A 17,329-nucleotide genomic window follows, 5' to 3' on the forward strand; every position below is an offset into this window, starting at 1 on the left:
GAGCTGCGATGCGCGTGAAGGTTCGGGCAATGTCCTTGAACAGATGTGCTTGCATGCCCGCCACCTGGGCGGCCTCAACGGGGTGTGCGTAACGGCGACGGATGGGTGGGGTAACCCAGCGAGCCGGTCTGCCCCACCCTCAAGCAAAGGGTGCGGGATTTGCCGTACAGCGTCATCACGGGACTACGGCACCCGCGGAACAAGTGCTCTGCGCCGGTACCGCGCTACGGGCCACGCTTTACGGGCGGCGGGCCAGCAAGTGGGTGTCGAGAAAACCCCGCTCGGACGCTGGGTCATGGAGCAACCGTGCCACCACGAGGAGACCGGCCCCGGCGAGCAACTCGGCAAACTGCTCCGCCGGCCAGCTATAGGCAGGCGCCACCTTGTGGTCGAAGCGGACCGGCTCCGGCCCCTCGGTCCCGAAGAAGGACACCAGGAGCAGCCCCCCTGGCGCCAGGACCCGCACCTGTTCAGCGAGCAGCGCGGGCAGCTCTCCAGGTGGGGTATGGATCATCGAGTAGTGGGCCAGCACTCCGCCGAGTGCGCCGTCCTCGACAGGCAGGGCCTCCATTCGCGCTTCGTCGAACCGCAGCGCCGGATGGGCCCGCCGGGCGTGGGCGACCATGGCCGGGGAGAGGTCGAGCCCGGTGGCGTCCAACCCCAAATCGTACAGCATGGCCGTCAGATGACCGGGACCGCACCCGACGTCGGCAGCCCGCAGGTTCCCCGTGCCACGCACGAGCTCGGCGAAGGTACTGATCATGTTCCGCGCGAACGGCTGTGTCTCCAACCGATTGGCGAACATCGAGGCATACAGCTCGACGACCCCGTCGTAGGCCGCCCTGGTCTCGTCCTGGTGATTTGACACGGGAAGGAAGCTAACACCCGCGCCATTAGCAGCTGTTCTCCGGCCCCGTATCGGCTCCTGGCCGTACTCCGGTTCGGTATCGGCTCCTTCCCCTCGGGACTGGTCGTCGTCCCGTCACCTGAGCACGGGACGCCCCGGTGGTTCCGAGCAGCTGCTTGGAATGTCACGACGGCACTCCCGCCGACCCGCTCACCTCCATGGCCCCCTGGGTCTCGCACCAGCTCGCGGCCTCACCGGCCGCACCGCCTGCGGTCGGTGGGCTCTCGCCACGACGACGCTGTGTTCTCCGAGACCGGAATCACGGCAGGTGGTAATAGCCGGGCAAGGTGAGGGTGGGCGACATCCACGTGATGGCACATGCCAGGCACGACGGCTGGCGGGTTGTTACGACATCCTGGGCAGCTTCCCTCAGACGAAGCCGATCATCGGCTATGAGCAGGTGGGAAGGATCGAGACCGAGGCACTTACGCCGGTAGCTTCAGCGACGGTTCGGACGTAGATGGGATACCAGCCTCCGCTACATAACCGCCGTCGCCGCCTCGGCTACCGAGTCCGAGACGTCCATGAGTTGAGCTGATGTGCCGCTTCTCGTGAGACGCTGGACGGCATGAGCGGAGCGTCGGGCGATGAGGCTTCCCGGAGGTTTCTGGCTGCGTTCCGCGTCGGTGACTTCTGCGGCGGGATTGCGGCAGAGGTATCTCGGCGAGGGGTGTCAGTAACCCTGGACGGTTTCACGAAACGTCCGCTGGGGTTCGTGGGGCCGTTGGACCTCTCGTGGTGCAAGTTTCCAGCGGCAGCGGTGGAGGTCGGCCAGCGGATCACCGCCGAGGTGACCGCCATCGACCTGGATCGGGGCAAAGCCTGGCTGTCCATGGCTGCTACGGAGAACGGCGATCTTTGGGCATTTCTCAAGTCTCGACGCGTCGGCGAAACTCTCTCGGGCAGGATCGCGTCGATCGAACGGTCCGGTGTGTTCGTGGCGTTGGACGACGGCCCTGGTCACCCGGTTTTCCCCGGCGTCGGATTCATCACGATTCCCGAACTGACTTGGCGACCTTTCGAGACCGCTTCGGACATCGTTCAGGTGGGACAACATGTTTCGTGCGGGTTCCTCCAGTTCGACACGACGAACGGGGAGGCCAGGCTGTCTCTGCGAGCAACGCAGCCTGACCCATTTCAGACCTTCGCCGAGAACACCACGGTGGGGCAGACGCTGCTGGGACAGGTCACCAAGCTGCTCCCGGTTGGCGCCTTCGTCCAGGTCACCAAGGACGTTGACGGGCTGGTCCACCTACAAGAACTCGCCTGGACGGCGGTCGCGGCTCCAGAAGAAGTAGTCCAAGTCGGCGAGAGGATCATGGTCGTCATCACGGAGATCGATCCAGAGCGACGCAGGCTGTCCCTCTCCCGACGACAGGCTTCTACGGCTCTCGAGTGTCTCAGTTGAAGATGTCCAAAACGTCCAGCCAGGAGTCGTCGCCGTCGGCTGCGGGGCGGGGCCGCATCGGGCGCGGGTCCGGGTAACTCTCCGCTGCGGCCCTCGCGCGGACGATGTCGGGTCCGCCGCACGCCTCGACCGCGAAGGCGCCGAAGACCTTGGCGAACGCGGCCGGGTCGCGGAACTCCACGCCGAACGCCCGGCCATCCTGCAGCGGGACCCACACCACCCGGTCGAGGCGCTTCCATTCCAGCACCAACTGGTCGTCCGCCGTGGACCGCCCCTCCAGCCACAGCCGTGCCACATGCAGCAGGTTCACCTTCTCCATCGGCAACCGCTTGCGCCGCACCCGCAGTTCACGCGCCGTCAGCTCAACCCGCTGGTCCTTCTTCGGGTACCAGACGACGCCGATCCCGAACGGCACCCACAGCAGGATCCCGACGATCGGCCAGACCAGAGCGTCGCCCCACGACCGGAGCAGCCCGCCGTCCAACAGGGACAGGGCCCCGAAGACCACAACCCATTTCGCCGTCATCCGCCAGAACCCGGTGCCCTGCCGGTACAGGACCCGCCGCTTGTCCATCGTCGTCATGCCCGCACGCTATCCGCGTACCGCAGCTCACCGACAGTGCCTGCTGTCCTCCTACCCCTCTTCCCGTCTGTCCGTCTTCAGCGCGGCAGGACATCCTGCGTCCTTGGCCCTGCCGTGAGTTCACGGCGGGACAGGCAGACAGCCGGGCCGGTCAGAAAGACCCGGGCAACGACCGCTTCCCCCGCGGTGCGACGCTCGCGCGCCGGGTCAACAGTTGGCACCAGGCGCCTGTGGGCTCCCCTGGTCAGTGTGCGCAGCAGGGTCAGATCCTCTGCTGCGGGTACCCGTGCGGACCAGGATCTCGCCGGCACGCGGCGTCGCGGCAAAACGCCCGGCCGGCGGGAGGCGAGGCCGTTTCGCCCCGCACGCGAGGGTCCGGACGCGCACGGCTATTGCGGTGCGATGGCTTTGAGCCAGTCCTCGACGGCGACGACATCTGCCCACTGCGGGAACAGCTTCTCGGTGAGCATCCGGTGCACCTCGGGGTCGGTGTCGAGGCAGGCATCCGCCAGGACGGTGAGGCCGAAGTCCAGGTCGATGGCGCGCCACAGAGTGGACAGCACTACAGCGCTGGTGGCGATGCCGGTGAGAACCAGGCTGTCGATGTCGCGAGCCCTGAGGACCAAGTCGAGGTCGCTGCCCGAGAACGCGCTCCCCCGCCTCTTGGTGACCACCACGTCGCCCTGCTGCGGCGCGACATCGTCATGAATTTCGGTTCCAGGGGCTCCTTCGGTGAACAGTCCGGCCTGCAGGACGTTTGTCATCACCTTGTTGCGGGGGCTGACTTCCGGATCGTCCGGCCGTAACCGCATTACCACGTAGATCACGGGTATATCGGCAGCCCGGGCGCCGTCGATCGCCCTGCGCAAGCGCGGCAGATATCCGGAACCGTCGTCGGCGATGGCCACGACGTCCCGTTGGACGTCCATCACCAGAAGTGCGCTCTTCGCCACGTATGCCATCCCTTCTTTGTTGAGAAATCAAGGGCAAGTCTGGTGGATCAACCAGGCCGTGGTGGAGATTTCGGAGATCCTCATCAGCTTGCGGAGGTCCTCATCGGCGTCGCGCCGCAGCCCGCTCATGGCCGGTGTCGTTTTCATCAGCAGCGCTGACTCGGTGTATTCATCCCGTTGCCAACTGTCAGCTGCCGCAGGCCCGGGCACCGAGGTGTGCCGGGCATGGACACAGCCCTTGAGCGACAGCCCCTCATTCGTACGAACCCGTTGTACCGCCCGGCGCGCGGGCGGTCAGACGCGGGAGGCAGCGTCGAGAATTCGGTCATGGACAAACTGGCCACCGCGGCGCCGGCCGCCACTTGGGGTATGCCCATTGGCACCCACGTGGTGGCGGCATCGTCTACCGGCAGGATTCCTGCGTTCCTTGTCGAGGCTCTGGTCAAGGCCGTCGACCAGGTCGCCGGGCTGGTCGCATGGCCCGTTCGTCAGGACGCGGGTCCGGGGGCGTGTACATGGAACTGACGTTGGTCGCCGTGATCGGGGTCGTCAGCATCGTCGCCGTCGCCGTGTTCTCCGAGCGTCTCGGTCTTGCCGCTCCGTTGAGCCTGGTGGTTGTGGGGATCGCTCTGAGCTTCATCCCGGGCGTTCCGCATCCGGAGATCGAGCCCGAGTGGATCCTGGGCGGGGTGCTGCCGCCGCTGCTCTACTCGGCGGCCGTCAACATGCCCGTGGTCGACTTCCGCCGCAATCTCAAGCCCATCAGCGGTCTCGCGGTGCTGCTGGTGGTCGTCTCCACACTCGGCGCGGGTTGGCTGTTCCATGGGCTGTTGCCGGAGATCGGCTGGCCGGCCGCGTTCGCGCTGGGGGCGGTGATCAGCCCCACGGACGCGGTGGCGGCCACTTCGGTGGGTCGGCGCCTGGGACTGCCGCGCCGTCTGCTGACCGTCCTGGAGGGCGAGGGTCTGGTCAACGATGCTTCCGCGCTGGTGTTGTTGCGCTCGGCCGTCGCCGCCATCGCCGGGACGTTCTCGTTGTGGGGCATCGTCGGGGAGTTCGTGTACGCGGTGGTCGTGGCGATCGCGATCGGTGTGGCCGTCGGCATGGTCAACGTGCGGGTGCGTGGGCTGCTGGGCGATGCGGTGCTCAATACCGCGATCTCCTTCGTGGTGCCCTTCGTCGCCTATCTGCCCGCCGAGGAGCTCGGCGCCTCCGGCGTGCTTGCGGTGGTGGTCGCGGGTGTAGTGACGGGCCATCAGAGTTCACGCTTTCTGCGCGCCACCGACCGTCTGGCCGAGTCCACGAACTGGCGCACCCTGGCCTTCCTGCTGGAGAGCGGGATGTTCCTGCTCATGGGCCTGAGTGTGAAGACGCTCATCGACCAGGTGCACGACAGCGGCCTGGGCGCCGGCCGCGCCCTGGTGATCGGTCTGCTGGCCGCCGCGCTCGTCATCGTCGTGCGCGTGGTGTTTGTCGCACCATTGGTGGCCGGGATGCGCCGTGAGCAGGAGCGGGCCGCCGCCGCCAAGCCGCGTATCGAGCAGATTGAGGCCCGCCTCCGGGGCACCGGCGGCACTGAGCCGGACGAGCGCCTGCGCAACGTCACCCCCGAGAAGAAGGCCCGCCTGCAGCGACGGGTCACCAAGGTGTCCGCCGACGTCGAGTTCCGGCTCAACGAGACACTCGGCTGGCGCGGCGGGGTGGTCCTGGCCTGGGCCGGCATGCGCGGCGCCATCACCCTCGCGGCCGCCCAGTCCCTGCCGGACGACACCCCCGACCGTGCGCAACTCATCCTGATCGCCTACGTGGTGGCCACCACCACCTTGCTGCTCCAGGGGCTGACCCTGCCCGCGGTGATCCGCTCCGTGCGCATCCCGCCCGATGACCCTGACCGGGTTCGCGGCGAGTACGTCCGCCTGCTGGGCGACCTGACCCAGGCTGCCGAGAGCGTCCTGGGCGACCCTCAGCTCACCGACCGCGACGGCAAGCCGTTCGGGGAGCGGGCCGTCAGCCAGGTCCGCTCGGAATCGCGCCCCCGCCGGCACGACGAGGGCGCCGAAGGCCCCCTGACCGAGGAGGAGGTCGGCAGCCGCGACCAGTACCTGCAGTTGCGGCTGCGCGTCCTGACCGCGCAGAGCGAGTGCCTCCTCGCTGCCCGCTCGACGGGCACTTACGGTTCCGCCGTTTTGAATCAGGCCCAGACCATGCTCGACGTCGACACAGCCCGCCTCCAGCAGATCACCGACGCCGTGTCCGACAGATGAGCCACTCACCATGCTTCGAGCCGAGTGGGGTGATGGCGGCTCGGAGCCTGTCGAGTTCCTCGTGCACGAGGGCGGTGAAGGTGTGCCCGTCAGCGGACCGGCACCACCACCGGGTGCAGGCGGAAGAGAAGGCACTGACGCCTGGACGAGTTATTCCGAACACGCCGTGTCCCTCTCCGGGGGCACTTCGCGTACTGGGATCGCGTGGCGCACAGCGCGGCGCCGACGGGCGGAACGCAGACTGCTCTGGGGCGCGGTGAGCGCGTCATCTTGCGTGGCGATCGGAGCGAATGGTGAAGGCAGTGCAGTTCAGCCGGTTCGGAGGGCCGGAGGTTCTTGAGGTCGTAGAGCTTCCCGATCCGCATCCGGGGCCCGGTGAGGTCCGGATCGCGGTCCGGGCGGCGGGCGTCAATGCGAGCGACTGGAAGAAGCGCCAGGGCCTGATGGATCAGGACCGTCCGCAGACTCTGGGCTACGAGGCGGCCGGGATCGTCGACGAACTCGGCGAGGGCGTCACGGACGTGGCCGTCGGCGATCGCGTATTCGGCTTCTGCACCGACGGGGCTGCACAGGCCGAGCTGGCGGTGCTGCCCTTCTATGCGCCGATCCCGTCATCCCTCGACTTCCCCGGCGCCGCCGCACTGCCCGCCGCCATCGAGACGGCCATGCGCGCGCTCGACCAGCTCGGCGTCGAGCGCGACAGCACGCTGCTCATCAGCGGTGCCTCCGGAAACATCGGCAGCGCCGCAGTGCAGTTCGCCGTGGCCCGAGGAGCGCGCGTGATCGGCACGGCCAGTCCAGCGAATCACGACTACCTCCGCTCGCTGGGCGCCGAGCCCGTCTCCTACGGCGAGGGCCTCGTCGGGCGGGTGCGTACGCTCGCGCCCGACGGTGTCGACCTGGCGCTCGACATCGCGGGGAGCGACGTCCTGCCCGAGCTGATCGAGCTGACGGGCGGCCCGGAGCATGTGGTGACGATCGCCGATTTCGCGGGCGCGGAGAAGTACGGGGTGAGGTTCAGCCGCGGAGACTCCGGCCGTGCGCTCCATGTGCTGGGCGAAATCGGCGAGTTGATCGAGTCCGGACGGTTCTCGGTGCCGAGCGTGCAGACGTTTCCGCTGGCCGAGGTTGCCGAGGCGCACCGCGCCGGCGAAGAGGGGCGGGTACACGGCAAGCTCGTCCTGGTGGCCAACGGCTCGTAGACGGGTTGTCCCAAACGCGGCGGCGGGTCCGGAGGCGAGGGGAGGGCCCGGCAACAGGCCGGGCCTTCACCTTTTGTGCTGGGCCGCAGGTCGATCGTCAACCGCCGCCTGTGGCCTCCGTGTGCACGGTGGGGTTCCGCAGTCCGGGCGCTACCAGCTCGCTCTGGCCGGGCCGCCCGGCACTGTCCTGTCCCGTCGGTGCGGTCGGTCGTCAGTCGGCGGAGGCCATGAAGTTCAGCATCCTGCGGTTGGTCTCCTCCGCGTGGTCGATCTGTGGCCCGTGGCCCGTACGGGAGATGATCTCTGCTCGGGTGCCGGGGATCAGGCGCGGCACACGCTCTGCCTGCCGCTGCGGGTGGACGAGGAGGCTTCGCTTGCCGAGCAGCAGATAGAGCGGTGTCCGGATGGTGGACAGCTCCTCCTCGGTCAGGGGCAGCGGAGCTGGGCGGCGTATGCGGTAGGCGCGAACGGCCGTTCTGATCATCGTGCGCAGTTCCGGCACGACGAGGACCGGTTGCTCCAGCCAGGCCGCAAGCCGCGGGCGCAGCACCTTGGGCGCGAAGGTCGCGAAGAGGCTGGCGAAGATCCAGACGTAGAAGCGCAGCCCCACTTTCTCCAGGCCGCCGGGGTCGAGCAAGGTGACCGAGGCGAGGCGGCCCGGAGCGCGGTGCGCCTGGTTCAGGACGAGCCAGCCACCGTAGGAGGAGCCGACGAGGTGGACGCGGTCGAGCCCGAGTCCGGCGAGCGTCTCATCCAGCCACTGCGCGGCGTGTTCGGGCTGGTGGATGGGTTCGTGCTGCACGCTGCGGCCGGGATCGCCCGGGGTGTCGACCGCGTAGACGGGCCGGTCGGCGCTGAGATCCGGGGTGTTCGGATACCACATGGCGGAGCAGGAGCCCGCCCCGTGCACCAGGACGACCGGGGTGCGAGATCGGGCGGCCTCGTTCGCGGGGCCGTAGCGGTAGACGTGTGTGGTGCCGAAGGACGTCTCCACGTCCTCTTCCGCGAGAGCGGGGGCTCCCAGCGCGTAGACCGCGTCGCAGGCCGTGAAGTAGCGCTCCCGCCAGGCTTCGCTCACATAACGGCCGACATCGGCCTGGGTGCGGGCAACGGTCTCGGGCATGGCCACCTCCGGCGTCTCGTTTTCGTGGTACGAACGTACCACGAACTTGATACGGCTGTACCATCAAGGCCCATGGGGGCCGTAGCAGGAACGACGAGCGGAGAACCGGCCGATGCCCAAGCGCGTGGACCACGCAGAACGGCGCACCGAGATCGCCGAGGCGCTCGTCCGGGTCGCCGGACGGCGCGGTCTGCATGCCGTGGGGATGCGCGACGTGGCAGCGGAGGCGGGTGTATCGCTGCGCCTGGTGCAGTACTACTTCCAGACCAAGGAGAAGTTGCTGCTCTTCGGACTCGAGCATCTGGCGGAGAGGTTCGGGGAGCGGGTCTCCGCCCGTGTCCGCGCCGCCGGCGATCGCCCCGGTCCGCGCGCGACGGTCGAGGCGCTGCTGATGGCGGCGCTGCCGACGGACGACGAGAGCCGCACCTTCCATTACCTCTACACTTCGTACGCCGTTCTGGCCGTGAACGACCGGGCACTCGCAGCCCAGCCCTTCATCAAGAACCCCGATGCCGCCGAAGATGCCTTGGCCGGACTCCTCCAGCAGGCTCAAGAAGCAGCTCTGCTTGAGCCCGGTGTGGACGCACTGTTGGAGGCAGCCGGCCTGCTTGCCATGTCTGCGGGACTCGGGACCAGCATCCTCGTCGGCCAGCGCAGCCCGGAGTCCGCGACCGCAGTACTGGACCACCACCTGAACCGAATCTTCCGTACCGGTGATGCGGCTCGTTGATGGGCGGCCGCATACCCCCTGTCGTACCGATCCCCATTCTCATTACCAAGGCGCAGCCATCACAGAAGCTCGGTCACAACCTGCTGGTTGGTCACCTTGAGCATCACACTTGGCCACGCCGTCCGACCTGCGCAGACGCCGCGGGTCACCGGTCTTTCATCAGGATGTGCAGCAGGGTCACCACGCCGACCCCCACCAAGAGCGCGGCACCGACCGAAGGATGCTCATAGGCCGCGTACACCGCGCCGCAACCAATGAGTACCAGCAGTACGGGCCGCTGATCCGTCTGACCGTTCATAGGTGCAGTCCTCACGTGTCCGCGCCGCCACCGGTTTCGGCGGCTCCCTTATGTATCCCGAGGTACTCGGCATGCGAAGGAAACAACGACTGAAATCCGGACAGCATTCACCTTGGTGATGCGGTGGACGAAGGTCGGCGGCACGTTGCTCCCTGCGCGGTCAGAGGGGGTGGCGTCCCGTCTCAAGTGGTCTGGTCCGAAGCCCCGGTTGTGACCTGGGGCGACCAGAACGGTTGAGACACCTGGGCTGCCGAAAATCTCAATTGCCCCGGGCCCTGGCGTATGAATACTGGCTGTTGTCTCAGTTGATCCGGTCTGCTTCCGGTGTTCTGGACCAGTGGAAGGGGCCGCGCGAGATGACCATGCACGATGACCAAGTGGACGTGACCACCGAGATGGTGGCCACTTTGATCCAGGAACAGTTCCCTCAGTGGAGCGGCAAGGCGGTCCGACTCGTGTCGTCGACCGGGACGGTCAACGCCATCTTCCGCATCGGGGACGACCTCTCCGCGCGTTTCCCCCTGCGGCCGGCCGATGCCGGTGAGGCGCTGGCGGTCCTGGAGCAGGAAGCCCGGGCGAGCGCGGAGCTGGCGCAGGTGTCCCGGTTCCCCGCCCCGGAGCCGGTTGCCCTGGGAAAGCCTGGAGCGGTTTACCCCATGCCGTGGTCGGTCCAGACATGGCTGCCGGGAACGGTCGCCTTTCATGCCGATCCGAGTGGGTCGCACGCTTTTGCCGGGGATCTTGCGGCCTTCATCGCAGCCCTGCGGGAGGCCGAGACGCGGGGGCGGCTCTTCAGCGGCGAAGGGCGTGGCGGCGTTCTTGCTGACCACGATGCTTGGGTGGCGAAGTGCTTCGAGGAGAGTGAGTCTCTGCTCGACGTGCCCCGGCTGCGCCAAGTGTGGAGCCGTTTTCGGGAGTTGCCACGCACGGGTGCCGACGTGATGAGCCATGGTGACTTGATCCCCGGCAATGTGCTGGTCGCGGGAGAGCGGCTCAGCGGCGTACTCGACACCGGCGGCTTCGGCCCGGCCGATCCCGCGCTGGATCTGGTCAGTGCCTGGCACCTGTTGCAGTCAGGCCCGCGGGAAGTGCTACGACGGACCCTGGGCTGTGACGATCTGGAGTGGGAGCGGGGCAAGGCGTGGGCGTTCCAACAGGCGATGGGGGTTGTCTGGTACTACGTCGAGAGCAATCCGACGATGAGCAGCATGGGGCGTCGGACACTCGACCGCATTCTGGAGTCGATGGAGTGACGTCGCCCCGGTCGTCGAGCGTGAGGGAGACGATCGCTTGCCTCCCTCACCGACACCAGCACCAGCACCAGCACCAGCACCGACGGGAACAGAGCGGCTGAGGCAGGACAACGGACCTCCTGCTAGCGGGCGCAGGGGAGCACCGTGCCACCGAACCTTGAGCGCGTGCCGCCGATTCCTAATGCCGTTCGTCAAGCCGCGGCGCACGCTTGAGGCAGCGGGCAGGAGGTGTCGGAGGTGCGCGGTACAGTCCGTTCATCCGACTGGGGAGGGCTCATGGGGACCGAGTGGAGCTTGACGATCGACTGCGCGTACCCGGGGAAGCTGGCCGCGTTCTGGGCGCTGGCGTTGGGCTACGAGGAGAAGCCCGCGCCCGCAGGGTTCGGGAGCTGGGAGGAGTGGTTCTCGCATCATGAGGTTCCGGAGGACGAGTGGGATGACGGGGCGTACCTCTCGGATCCGGACGGCGTGGGCCCCACCTTGTCCTTCCTGAAGGTGCCGGAGCCGAAGGTGGCGAAGAACCGGCTGCATATCGACGTGCGAGTTGGTGGCGGCCGTGAAACCCCGTGGGAGGTGCGCTGGCCGCGCGTGGTCGAGGCGGTGGAGCGGTTGACCGCTGCGGGCGCGACCGTGGTCCGCGAGTACGAGTTGCAGGGCAGGCCGGATCACGTGTGGATGGCAGACCCGGAAGGTAACGAGTTTTGCCTGGTTTGACGGGGTCGGTCAGACCACCTGGCCGCGCGCAGCGTGTCGCATCCCTTCCTATGCAGCAGCCGTTGCCGGCGGAGCTGGCTCGTAGCGCCGTCCGTCGCGCAGGAGGGCCCAGAGGACGTTGACGCGGCGGCGGGCGAGAGCCAGGACAGCCTGGGTATGGCGCTTGCCTTCGGCACGTTTGCGATCGTAGAAGCGCCGGGATTCCTCGCAGTGGCGGATGCTGAACAACGCCGAGGTGTAGAAGACGCGTTGGAGGCGGCGGTTGTATCGCTGCGGGCGGCGCAGGTTCCCGCTCAGTTTCCCGGAATCGCGGGGCACCGGGGCGACGCCGCCGAAGCCGGCGAGGCGGTCGGCGGTGCCGAAGACAGTCATGTCACCGCCAGTGGCTGCGAGGAACTCGGCGCCGAGGATGACGCCCAGGCCGGGCATGCTGGTGATCACCTCGAAGGTGTGGTGGTCGCGAAATCGGGCCTCGATGGCCTTGTCGAGCTCGGCGACCTGCTGGTTGAGGCTCATCACTTCCTTCGCCAGCGTGTGCACCAACGTGGCGGCCAGCTTCTCGCCGGGCAGGCTCGTGTGCTGCCGTTCGGCGGCCTGGACAGCGATTTCGGCGAGCCGATCGGGGCGGACGACGTGGCGGTTGCGCAGCCAGGTCTCCAGCCGCTTGACGCCGATCCGGCGAATGGCCGCGGGGGTCTGATAGCCGGTCAGCAGGGTGAGCGGGCCGGTGTTGGTGAGGTCCAGGGCCCGCTCCAGGCCGGGGAAGATGCCGGTGAACTGGGCACGGAGGCGGTTGACGGTGCGGGTGCGGTCGGCGACCAGGTCCATGCGGCGGCCAGTGAGGAGCTTGAGGTCGGTGACGGTCTCGTCGCCGGTGGATAAGGGGTGCAGGTCCCGGCGGACGCGGACCTGATCGGCGATGACGGCAGCATCCTTGGCGTCGGTCTTGCCCTCTCCGCGGTAGCTCTCGGAGGCGCGGTGAATGGCCCGGCCGGAGATGTAGTGGACCGGCTGGTCGTGGTTGAGGAGGAGCGCGATGGCCAGTGCGGCTCCGCCGTCAGCCAGGTCGATGCCCCAGATCACCTCGTCGCCCAGGGCCAGGACGTCGGCGAGGAGTTCGAGCAGTTCGGATTCGTCGTTGGCGACGCGTCGAGACAGCACCCGACGGCCGCTCTCGTCGATCGCGACGCAGTGATGGTGGACTTTGCCTGCGTCGATGCCGGCCCAGATCGCGGCCATGTGGTGCCTCCGTGCGGTGTGGTGCTGGTGCCTCCCACGGACGACCTCGCTGTCGATTCCCTACTTGGCGATCATTCGCAATTCCTAATTGGCAGCCGAGTCGTCGTGGGGCATCGGGCGGCCAATCGATGGAAGCCTCTGACGGCAGAAGTTTGAAAGCCACACCCGATGCCCCTGGGTGAATGAACCATACGAAGGGCTCACCACGTCCCGCAGAACAACGTAGGGAAGTTTGAGTGATCCGACCCGCAACGATCGAGACGTTATCGTGCCCTGCCGGCGGCCCGCCTCCACCCCGCACGGGCGTTGCGCTGAGGGATCTTGGATGGGCAGCATGGCTCACCGTCAGGACGCCGCGCTCAGCCACGACGCGTGGCGACCGCAGCGGGAGGGAACACAATGATCAGGCTGACGGACAAGCCCATGACGTGGGTGCTGACCGGGGACAGCATCACCCAAGGCGTGCTGCACACCCATGGCGCACGGGGCTGGGCTGAACATCTGCACGAGCGGGTGCGATGGCAGCTGGGACGACTCACCGATGTCGTGGTCAATACCGGGGTATCCGGGTGGAGCGCCGGTGACGTGCTCGGGAACCATGAGTGGCTGATCGGGCGCTTCCAGCCGGATGTGCTGTCCGTGTCGCTCGGCACCAATGACTGCCTCGCCGGTGAGGCCGGGCTGTCGGCCTTCCACGAGGCGATGCGGAAGATTGTCCAGGGGGTGGGGGCAGGCACGCAGGTCGTGCTGCACACTCCGGCTCTCGTCAGTTTCTCCGGTCGTGAGCGGCGTGCGGCGATGCCTGCGTACTGCCAGGCGGTGCGGGAGATCGCGGCGGAGACCGGCGCCCTGCTTGTCGACCACGAGTCCCATTGGCTTGCGCAGCACGAGACGACGGACCCGATCGGGTGGCTGGACGATCCGGCGCATCCGAATGCGGTGGGGCAGCTGGAGATGGCCCAGCAGGCGCTGCGGACCATGGGGCTGGGCGAACTGGAGCTGCCCTAGAGACGAAAGCGCAGGCTCTCAACCGGCCTGCGGTGCGCTGTTGCGGTTGGCGCGTCCCCTGACCATCAAGATCACCCCTCGATGAATCAGACTCGCGACCGGCAGTGTCTTCAAGATGCCCGATGCACCTGCGGCAGCACCTCGGCCTCCATTCCCGGCTGCCGGCTGGGCGCGGGCATCACACCGGCCGCTGCCTTCCGGGCGATCCGCACCCGCTCGCAACTCCCGTGTCTGTTCCAACCGGCGGGCCAGACAAGCGAGTTTGACCTCGCCCTCCTCCACAAGGCTGCGGCCTCTTGCCTGTGCGACGCCCCGCCCCTCACCTTGCGGAACTTCACTGGCCTACCGCATCAGTTGACCGGGGTACCGCAGAGGTTTGCATGGTCGTCAACCGTAGGGTTGACGATCACCGGGATTCGCATCACTAGCCTCTCCTGCACCAAAAGTGGCATCCAGTCACGCCCAAGCGATGCGCGCCATGCGCGCGATTTCTCTGCCTCGCGGACAGGTGTGCCACAGCCAACGGGGGGCTGGTCACTGGTACCAGCAGTGGGGAAACGGGGGGGGCACCGTATGCAGTCCTGCTCCGCTCCGTACCCCTCGACACACCCCCGTACATGCACGGCAATTGACGACGTGCCATATGTACGCGAGAGGTGATGGAATGCAGGGACTGTCCGTGGGGGTGATCGGTGCCGGCAGTATGGCGGGTGTTCATGTCCCGTGCTGGCGTCAGCTCGGAGCTCGCGTCACCGTCTGCTCCGACGACGGAAACGCCGCAGCCCTGGCGGCGGCGCACCAGGTCGACACGGTGGACTCGGTGGACGAACTCCTCGACCGCTGCGAGCTGATCGACATCTGCACGCCGAGCCACACCCACAAAGAACTGGCCCTGCTGTCCGCCAAGGCCGGGCGGCACATCGTGTGCGAGAAGCCGCTCGCTCTCCACGCCGGCGACGCGGAGGAGATGATCGACGCGGCCGAACATGCCGGTGTGCATCTGTTCCCCGGCCATGTCGTGCGCTACTTCCCGGAGTACGCAGCCGCAGCCGAGAAGGTGACGGCGGGGGCCATCGGTGAGCTCGCGGTGCTGCGGTTCTCACGCTCCGGCCGTAACCCGTCGACGTGGAAGCCCTGGTTCTCGGACCCCGAACTCTCCGGCGGCATCCTCGTGGACCAGATGATCCATGACTTCGACTATGCACGCTGGGTGGCCGGTGACGTGAACCGGGTCTACGCCCAGATCCGGCACGCCGACGATGGGACGGTCCCGCTCGGGCGCCGCCGGGGACCTGGAAAAGCCGCTCCTGTGGTGAGTGCCACGGCCGTGCTCACCCACGCTTCGGGCGCGGTCAGTCACGTTCAGGGCGTGTGGGGTCTGCCCGGCAACCCGTTCCGTACGACGTTCCGTCTGGCCGGTACGCACGGACTGCTCCAGCACGATTCCGAGCGGACGCGGGCCGTGCGCGTGGTGGCGGAAGCCGGCGGGCCGGGCGAGGTGATTCCGCCCAAGTACCCGTTGACGCGCAGCCCTTACCTTGATGAGCTCCGGGAGTTCGCCGTGGCCGTGGCCGGAGGACCCGCGCCCCGGGTCGGCGCGCGCGATGGTCTTGCGGCGTTGCGGATCGCCGACGCCGCACGGGAGTCGGTGCGCACCGACCGCGCGGTGACCGTGGCCGGGGGTGCTCGATGAGGGTCGGGCTGCTCTCCTTCGCCCATACGCACGCCGCGCGCTATGCCCAGTTGCTGCGCGCCATGCCGGGAATCGAGCTGTTGACCAGCGACCCCGACATCACCGGCGCCGGGCCGCGGGAAGTGCGTGGCGCGGCTTTGGCCGGGCAGTTGGGAGTGGCATACGCCGAGGACTATGCGGAGTTGTTCGCCTGGGGCCCGGACGCGGTGATCGTCACCGCCGAGAACTCCCGCCACCGGGAGCTCGTCGAGATGGCTGCCCGTCATGGCGCCGACGTGCTGTGCGAGAAGCCCCTCGCCACCACGGCGGAGGATGGTGCGGCCATGGTCGACGCCTGCCGGGCGGCCGGGGTCCGGCTCGCGGTGGCGTATCCCGTACGGTTCAGTCCCGCGTATGCCGCGCTGCGCGACGCCGTCCGTTCCGGTCGCACGGGGCGTGTCCTGTCGGTGACCGGGGCGAACAACGGGCGGCTCCCCGCGGACGTCCGGCGCTGGTTCGTGGACCCTCACCTCGCGGGCGGTGGCGCGCTCATGGATCACACCGTTCATGTCGCCGACCTGATGGACGATCTGTTCGACGGCGCTCGCGCCGTGGAGGTGTACGCACAGGCGAACAATCTGCTCTACGCCGAGAGCGTGGCCGTGGACACGGCGGGTCTGGTGGTAATCCGTTACGACAACGGTGTCGTGGTCACGGTCGACTGCAGCTGGAGCCAGCCGCTGCACGCCGTCTCGCGCGACCGGCTCGAGCTGCAGCTGGTCGGGGCGGAGGCCACCGTAGATGCGGACTTCTTCGGGCAGTTGGTCTCCGGGTTCGACGAGAAGAATCATCGCCCGATGGACATCCCCTGGGGAACGGACGTGAACGAGGAACTGCTCAAGGCGTTCCTGTCCGGTCCTGGTGAGCGAGTGGTGCCCCTCGCCGACGGTGAGTCGGCGCTGCGCTCGCTGAAGATCGTCCTGGCGGGATACGCGTCGCTTCGCAGCGGCCAGCCCGCAGCCATCCGCTGAAGCCCCGTGCGCAGGGCTTGTACCACGGCGCGGGTCGACGTGCGTCGCGTACTTCGCGTGCCGCCCGTACCAGAGCAACCGAGACAGACATGGAGGCTGGAAAGAGTGTTTCCGCATGCACGTTCCGCTGCCCGGGACAGATTCGATCTCTCGGGAAGCGTCGCACTGGTCACCGGCGCAGCCGGTGGCGTCGGCCGGGTGATAGCCCGTCAACTGGCCTGCTGCGAGGCCGCGGTGGCGGTCACCGATATCCGGGAGGCGGAGGCCGAGGAGGTGGTCGCCGCGATCCGTTCAGAAGGTGGCACGGCGAGGGCGTTCCGTCTGGATGTGACGGACTCCGCCTCGGTAGAGGGTGCCTTCCGGCAGGTCGAGGAGGCCCTCGGGCCGATCGATGTGCTCGTCAACAACGCGATCGTCGCCAATGGCATTCCGGCACCGTTCCACGAGGCTCCGCTCGACCTCTGGGACCGGGATTACGACGTCATCCTCAAAGGTGCCGTTCGCTGTGCCAGAGCTGCTCTCCCCGGGATGACCGAGCGGGGTGGTGGGGCCATCGTGAACATCGTCTCGGTGAACGCGGTGGCCTTCTACGGCCACCCGTCCTACAGCGCGGCGAAGGCCGCCCTGATCTCGCTGACCAGGAGCCTGGCAACGCAGTACGGGCCGGCGGGGGTTCGGGTCAATGCCATCTCGCCGGGCACGGTGCGCACCGCGGCGTGGGACGAGCAGATGCGTGCCGACCCGCAAACCCTCGACGCGCTCACCGCCTGGTATCCGCTCGGGCGTATCGGGGAACCCGACGACATCGCCGCGGCGGTGTGCTTCCTCGCCTCGAACAGTTCCCGGTGGACGACGGGCACGGTACTGACCGTGGACGGCGGTCTCACGTCCGGCGACGCGGCCATGGCCCGTGTCATCCAGGGCAGTTGAGAGCTGAGGACGGG

The 17,329-nt window shown here is 67.8% G+C and carries 17 protein-coding genes; 11 read left to right on the forward strand and 6 right to left on the reverse strand.

Annotated elements, in window-relative coordinates; translation table 11 throughout:
- Positions 1 to 238: 238 nt before the first annotated feature.
- Positions 239 to 868: a class I SAM-dependent methyltransferase gene (locus tag ACFQVC_RS28210; RefSeq protein WP_381835789.1), complete on the reverse strand. Its 630-nt coding sequence runs from the start codon at positions 866 to 868 to the stop codon at positions 239 to 241.
- A gap of 607 nt (positions 869 to 1,475) precedes the next feature.
- Between ACFQVC_RS28210 and ACFQVC_RS28215 the strand changes: the two genes are divergently transcribed.
- Positions 1,476 to 2,315 carry a S1 RNA-binding domain-containing protein gene (locus ACFQVC_RS28215; RefSeq protein ID WP_381835791.1) on the forward strand — a complete coding sequence of 280 codons (840 nt, stop codon included), beginning with the start codon at positions 1,476 to 1,478 and terminating at the stop codon, positions 2,313 to 2,315.
- Here the strand turns inward: ACFQVC_RS28215 and ACFQVC_RS28220 are convergent.
- Positions 2,308 to 2,898, reverse strand: coding sequence for a hypothetical protein (locus tag ACFQVC_RS28220; RefSeq protein WP_381835793.1), 591 nt, complete (start codon positions 2,896 to 2,898; stop codon positions 2,308 to 2,310). The two genes, ACFQVC_RS28215 and ACFQVC_RS28220, sit on opposite strands and share 8 nt — an antisense overlap.
- Before the next feature lie 389 nt (positions 2,899 to 3,287).
- Complete coding sequence (locus ACFQVC_RS28225; protein ID WP_381835795.1) at positions 3,288 to 3,851, reverse strand: cysteine hydrolase family protein; 564 nt, start codon at positions 3,849 to 3,851, stop codon at positions 3,288 to 3,290.
- 327 nt (positions 3,852 to 4,178) lie between these two features.
- On the opposite strand from ACFQVC_RS28225, the gene ACFQVC_RS28230 reads away from it, so the two are divergent.
- The 3 genes from ACFQVC_RS28230 (at position 4,179) to ACFQVC_RS28240 (ending at position 7,317) form a co-directional block, all read left to right on the forward strand.
- Entirely contained in the window at positions 4,179 to 4,376 is a 198-nt protein-coding gene (locus ACFQVC_RS28230) for a hypothetical protein (RefSeq protein WP_381835797.1), read from the forward strand.
- Positions 4,367 to 6,115 (forward strand): cation:proton antiporter, encoded by a 1,749-nt coding sequence (locus ACFQVC_RS28235; protein ID WP_381835799.1) that lies wholly within the window; start codon positions 4,367 to 4,369, stop codon positions 6,113 to 6,115. Before ACFQVC_RS28230 ends, ACFQVC_RS28235 begins: the two co-directional genes overlap by 10 nt.
- Positions 6,116 to 6,408: 293 nt before the next feature.
- Positions 6,409 to 7,317 (forward strand): NADP-dependent oxidoreductase, encoded by a 909-nt coding sequence (locus tag ACFQVC_RS28240; protein WP_381836079.1) that lies wholly within the window; start codon positions 6,409 to 6,411, stop codon positions 7,315 to 7,317.
- A 211-nt stretch (positions 7,318 to 7,528) separates the two neighbouring features.
- Here the strand turns inward: ACFQVC_RS28240 and ACFQVC_RS28245 are convergent, their stop codons facing one another.
- On the reverse strand, positions 7,529 to 8,440 hold the full coding sequence (locus ACFQVC_RS28245) for an alpha/beta fold hydrolase (RefSeq protein WP_381835801.1): 912 nt from the start codon (positions 8,438 to 8,440) through the stop codon (positions 7,529 to 7,531).
- Between the two features lie 112 nt (positions 8,441 to 8,552).
- Here ACFQVC_RS28245 and ACFQVC_RS28250 point away from each other — a divergent pair, with 112 nt between their 5' ends.
- Complete coding sequence (locus ACFQVC_RS28250; protein WP_381835803.1) at positions 8,553 to 9,170, forward strand: TetR/AcrR family transcriptional regulator; 618 nt, start codon at positions 8,553 to 8,555, stop codon at positions 9,168 to 9,170.
- 145 nt (positions 9,171 to 9,315) lie between these two features.
- On the opposite strand, the gene ACFQVC_RS28255 is transcribed toward ACFQVC_RS28250, so the two are convergent.
- The gene (locus tag ACFQVC_RS28255; protein WP_381835805.1) at positions 9,316 to 9,468 is read right to left on the reverse strand and encodes a hypothetical protein; all 153 of its coding nucleotides are present in this window, start codon (positions 9,466 to 9,468) and stop codon (positions 9,316 to 9,318) included.
- 356 nt (positions 9,469 to 9,824) lie between these two features.
- On the opposite strand from ACFQVC_RS28255, the gene ACFQVC_RS28260 reads away from it, so the two are divergent.
- The gene (locus ACFQVC_RS28260) at positions 9,825 to 10,721 is read left to right on the forward strand and encodes an aminoglycoside phosphotransferase family protein (protein ID WP_381835807.1); all 897 of its coding nucleotides are present in this window, start codon (positions 9,825 to 9,827) and stop codon (positions 10,719 to 10,721) included.
- A 276-nt stretch (positions 10,722 to 10,997) separates the two neighbouring features.
- Positions 10,998 to 11,435 (forward strand): VOC family protein, encoded by a 438-nt coding sequence (locus ACFQVC_RS28265; protein ID WP_381835809.1) that lies wholly within the window; start codon positions 10,998 to 11,000, stop codon positions 11,433 to 11,435.
- Positions 11,436 to 11,483: 48 nt separating this feature from the next.
- Here ACFQVC_RS28265 and ACFQVC_RS28270 read toward each other — a convergent pair whose 3' ends face one another.
- The gene (locus ACFQVC_RS28270; protein ID WP_381835811.1) at positions 11,484 to 12,674 is read right to left on the reverse strand and encodes an IS110 family RNA-guided transposase; all 1,191 of its coding nucleotides are present in this window, start codon (positions 12,672 to 12,674) and stop codon (positions 11,484 to 11,486) included.
- 399 nt (positions 12,675 to 13,073) lie between these two features.
- On the opposite strand from ACFQVC_RS28270, the gene ACFQVC_RS28275 reads away from it, so the two are divergent.
- The 4 genes from ACFQVC_RS28275 (at position 13,074) to ACFQVC_RS28290 (ending at position 17,315) form a co-directional block, all read left to right on the forward strand.
- Positions 13,074 to 13,682 (forward strand): SGNH/GDSL hydrolase family protein, encoded by a 609-nt coding sequence (locus ACFQVC_RS28275; protein WP_381835813.1) that lies wholly within the window; start codon positions 13,074 to 13,076, stop codon positions 13,680 to 13,682.
- A 664-nt stretch (positions 13,683 to 14,346) separates the two neighbouring features.
- On the forward strand, positions 14,347 to 15,375 hold the full coding sequence (locus tag ACFQVC_RS28280) for a Gfo/Idh/MocA family protein (protein WP_381835814.1): 1,029 nt from the start codon (positions 14,347 to 14,349) through the stop codon (positions 15,373 to 15,375).
- Complete coding sequence (locus ACFQVC_RS28285; RefSeq protein WP_381835816.1) at positions 15,372 to 16,385, forward strand: Gfo/Idh/MocA family protein; 1,014 nt, start codon at positions 15,372 to 15,374, stop codon at positions 16,383 to 16,385. The genes ACFQVC_RS28280 and ACFQVC_RS28285 overlap by 4 nt, the downstream gene beginning before the upstream one ends.
- A 105-nt stretch (positions 16,386 to 16,490) precedes the next feature.
- Positions 16,491 to 17,315 (forward strand): SDR family NAD(P)-dependent oxidoreductase, encoded by an 825-nt coding sequence (locus ACFQVC_RS28290; RefSeq protein ID WP_381836081.1) that lies wholly within the window; start codon positions 16,491 to 16,493, stop codon positions 17,313 to 17,315.
- The last annotated feature ends 14 nt before the right edge of the window (positions 17,316 to 17,329 follow it).

This window comes from Streptomyces monticola, assembly GCF_042665355.1.
Lineage (GTDB): Bacteria > Actinomycetota > Actinomycetes > Streptomycetales > Streptomycetaceae > Streptomyces > Streptomyces monticola.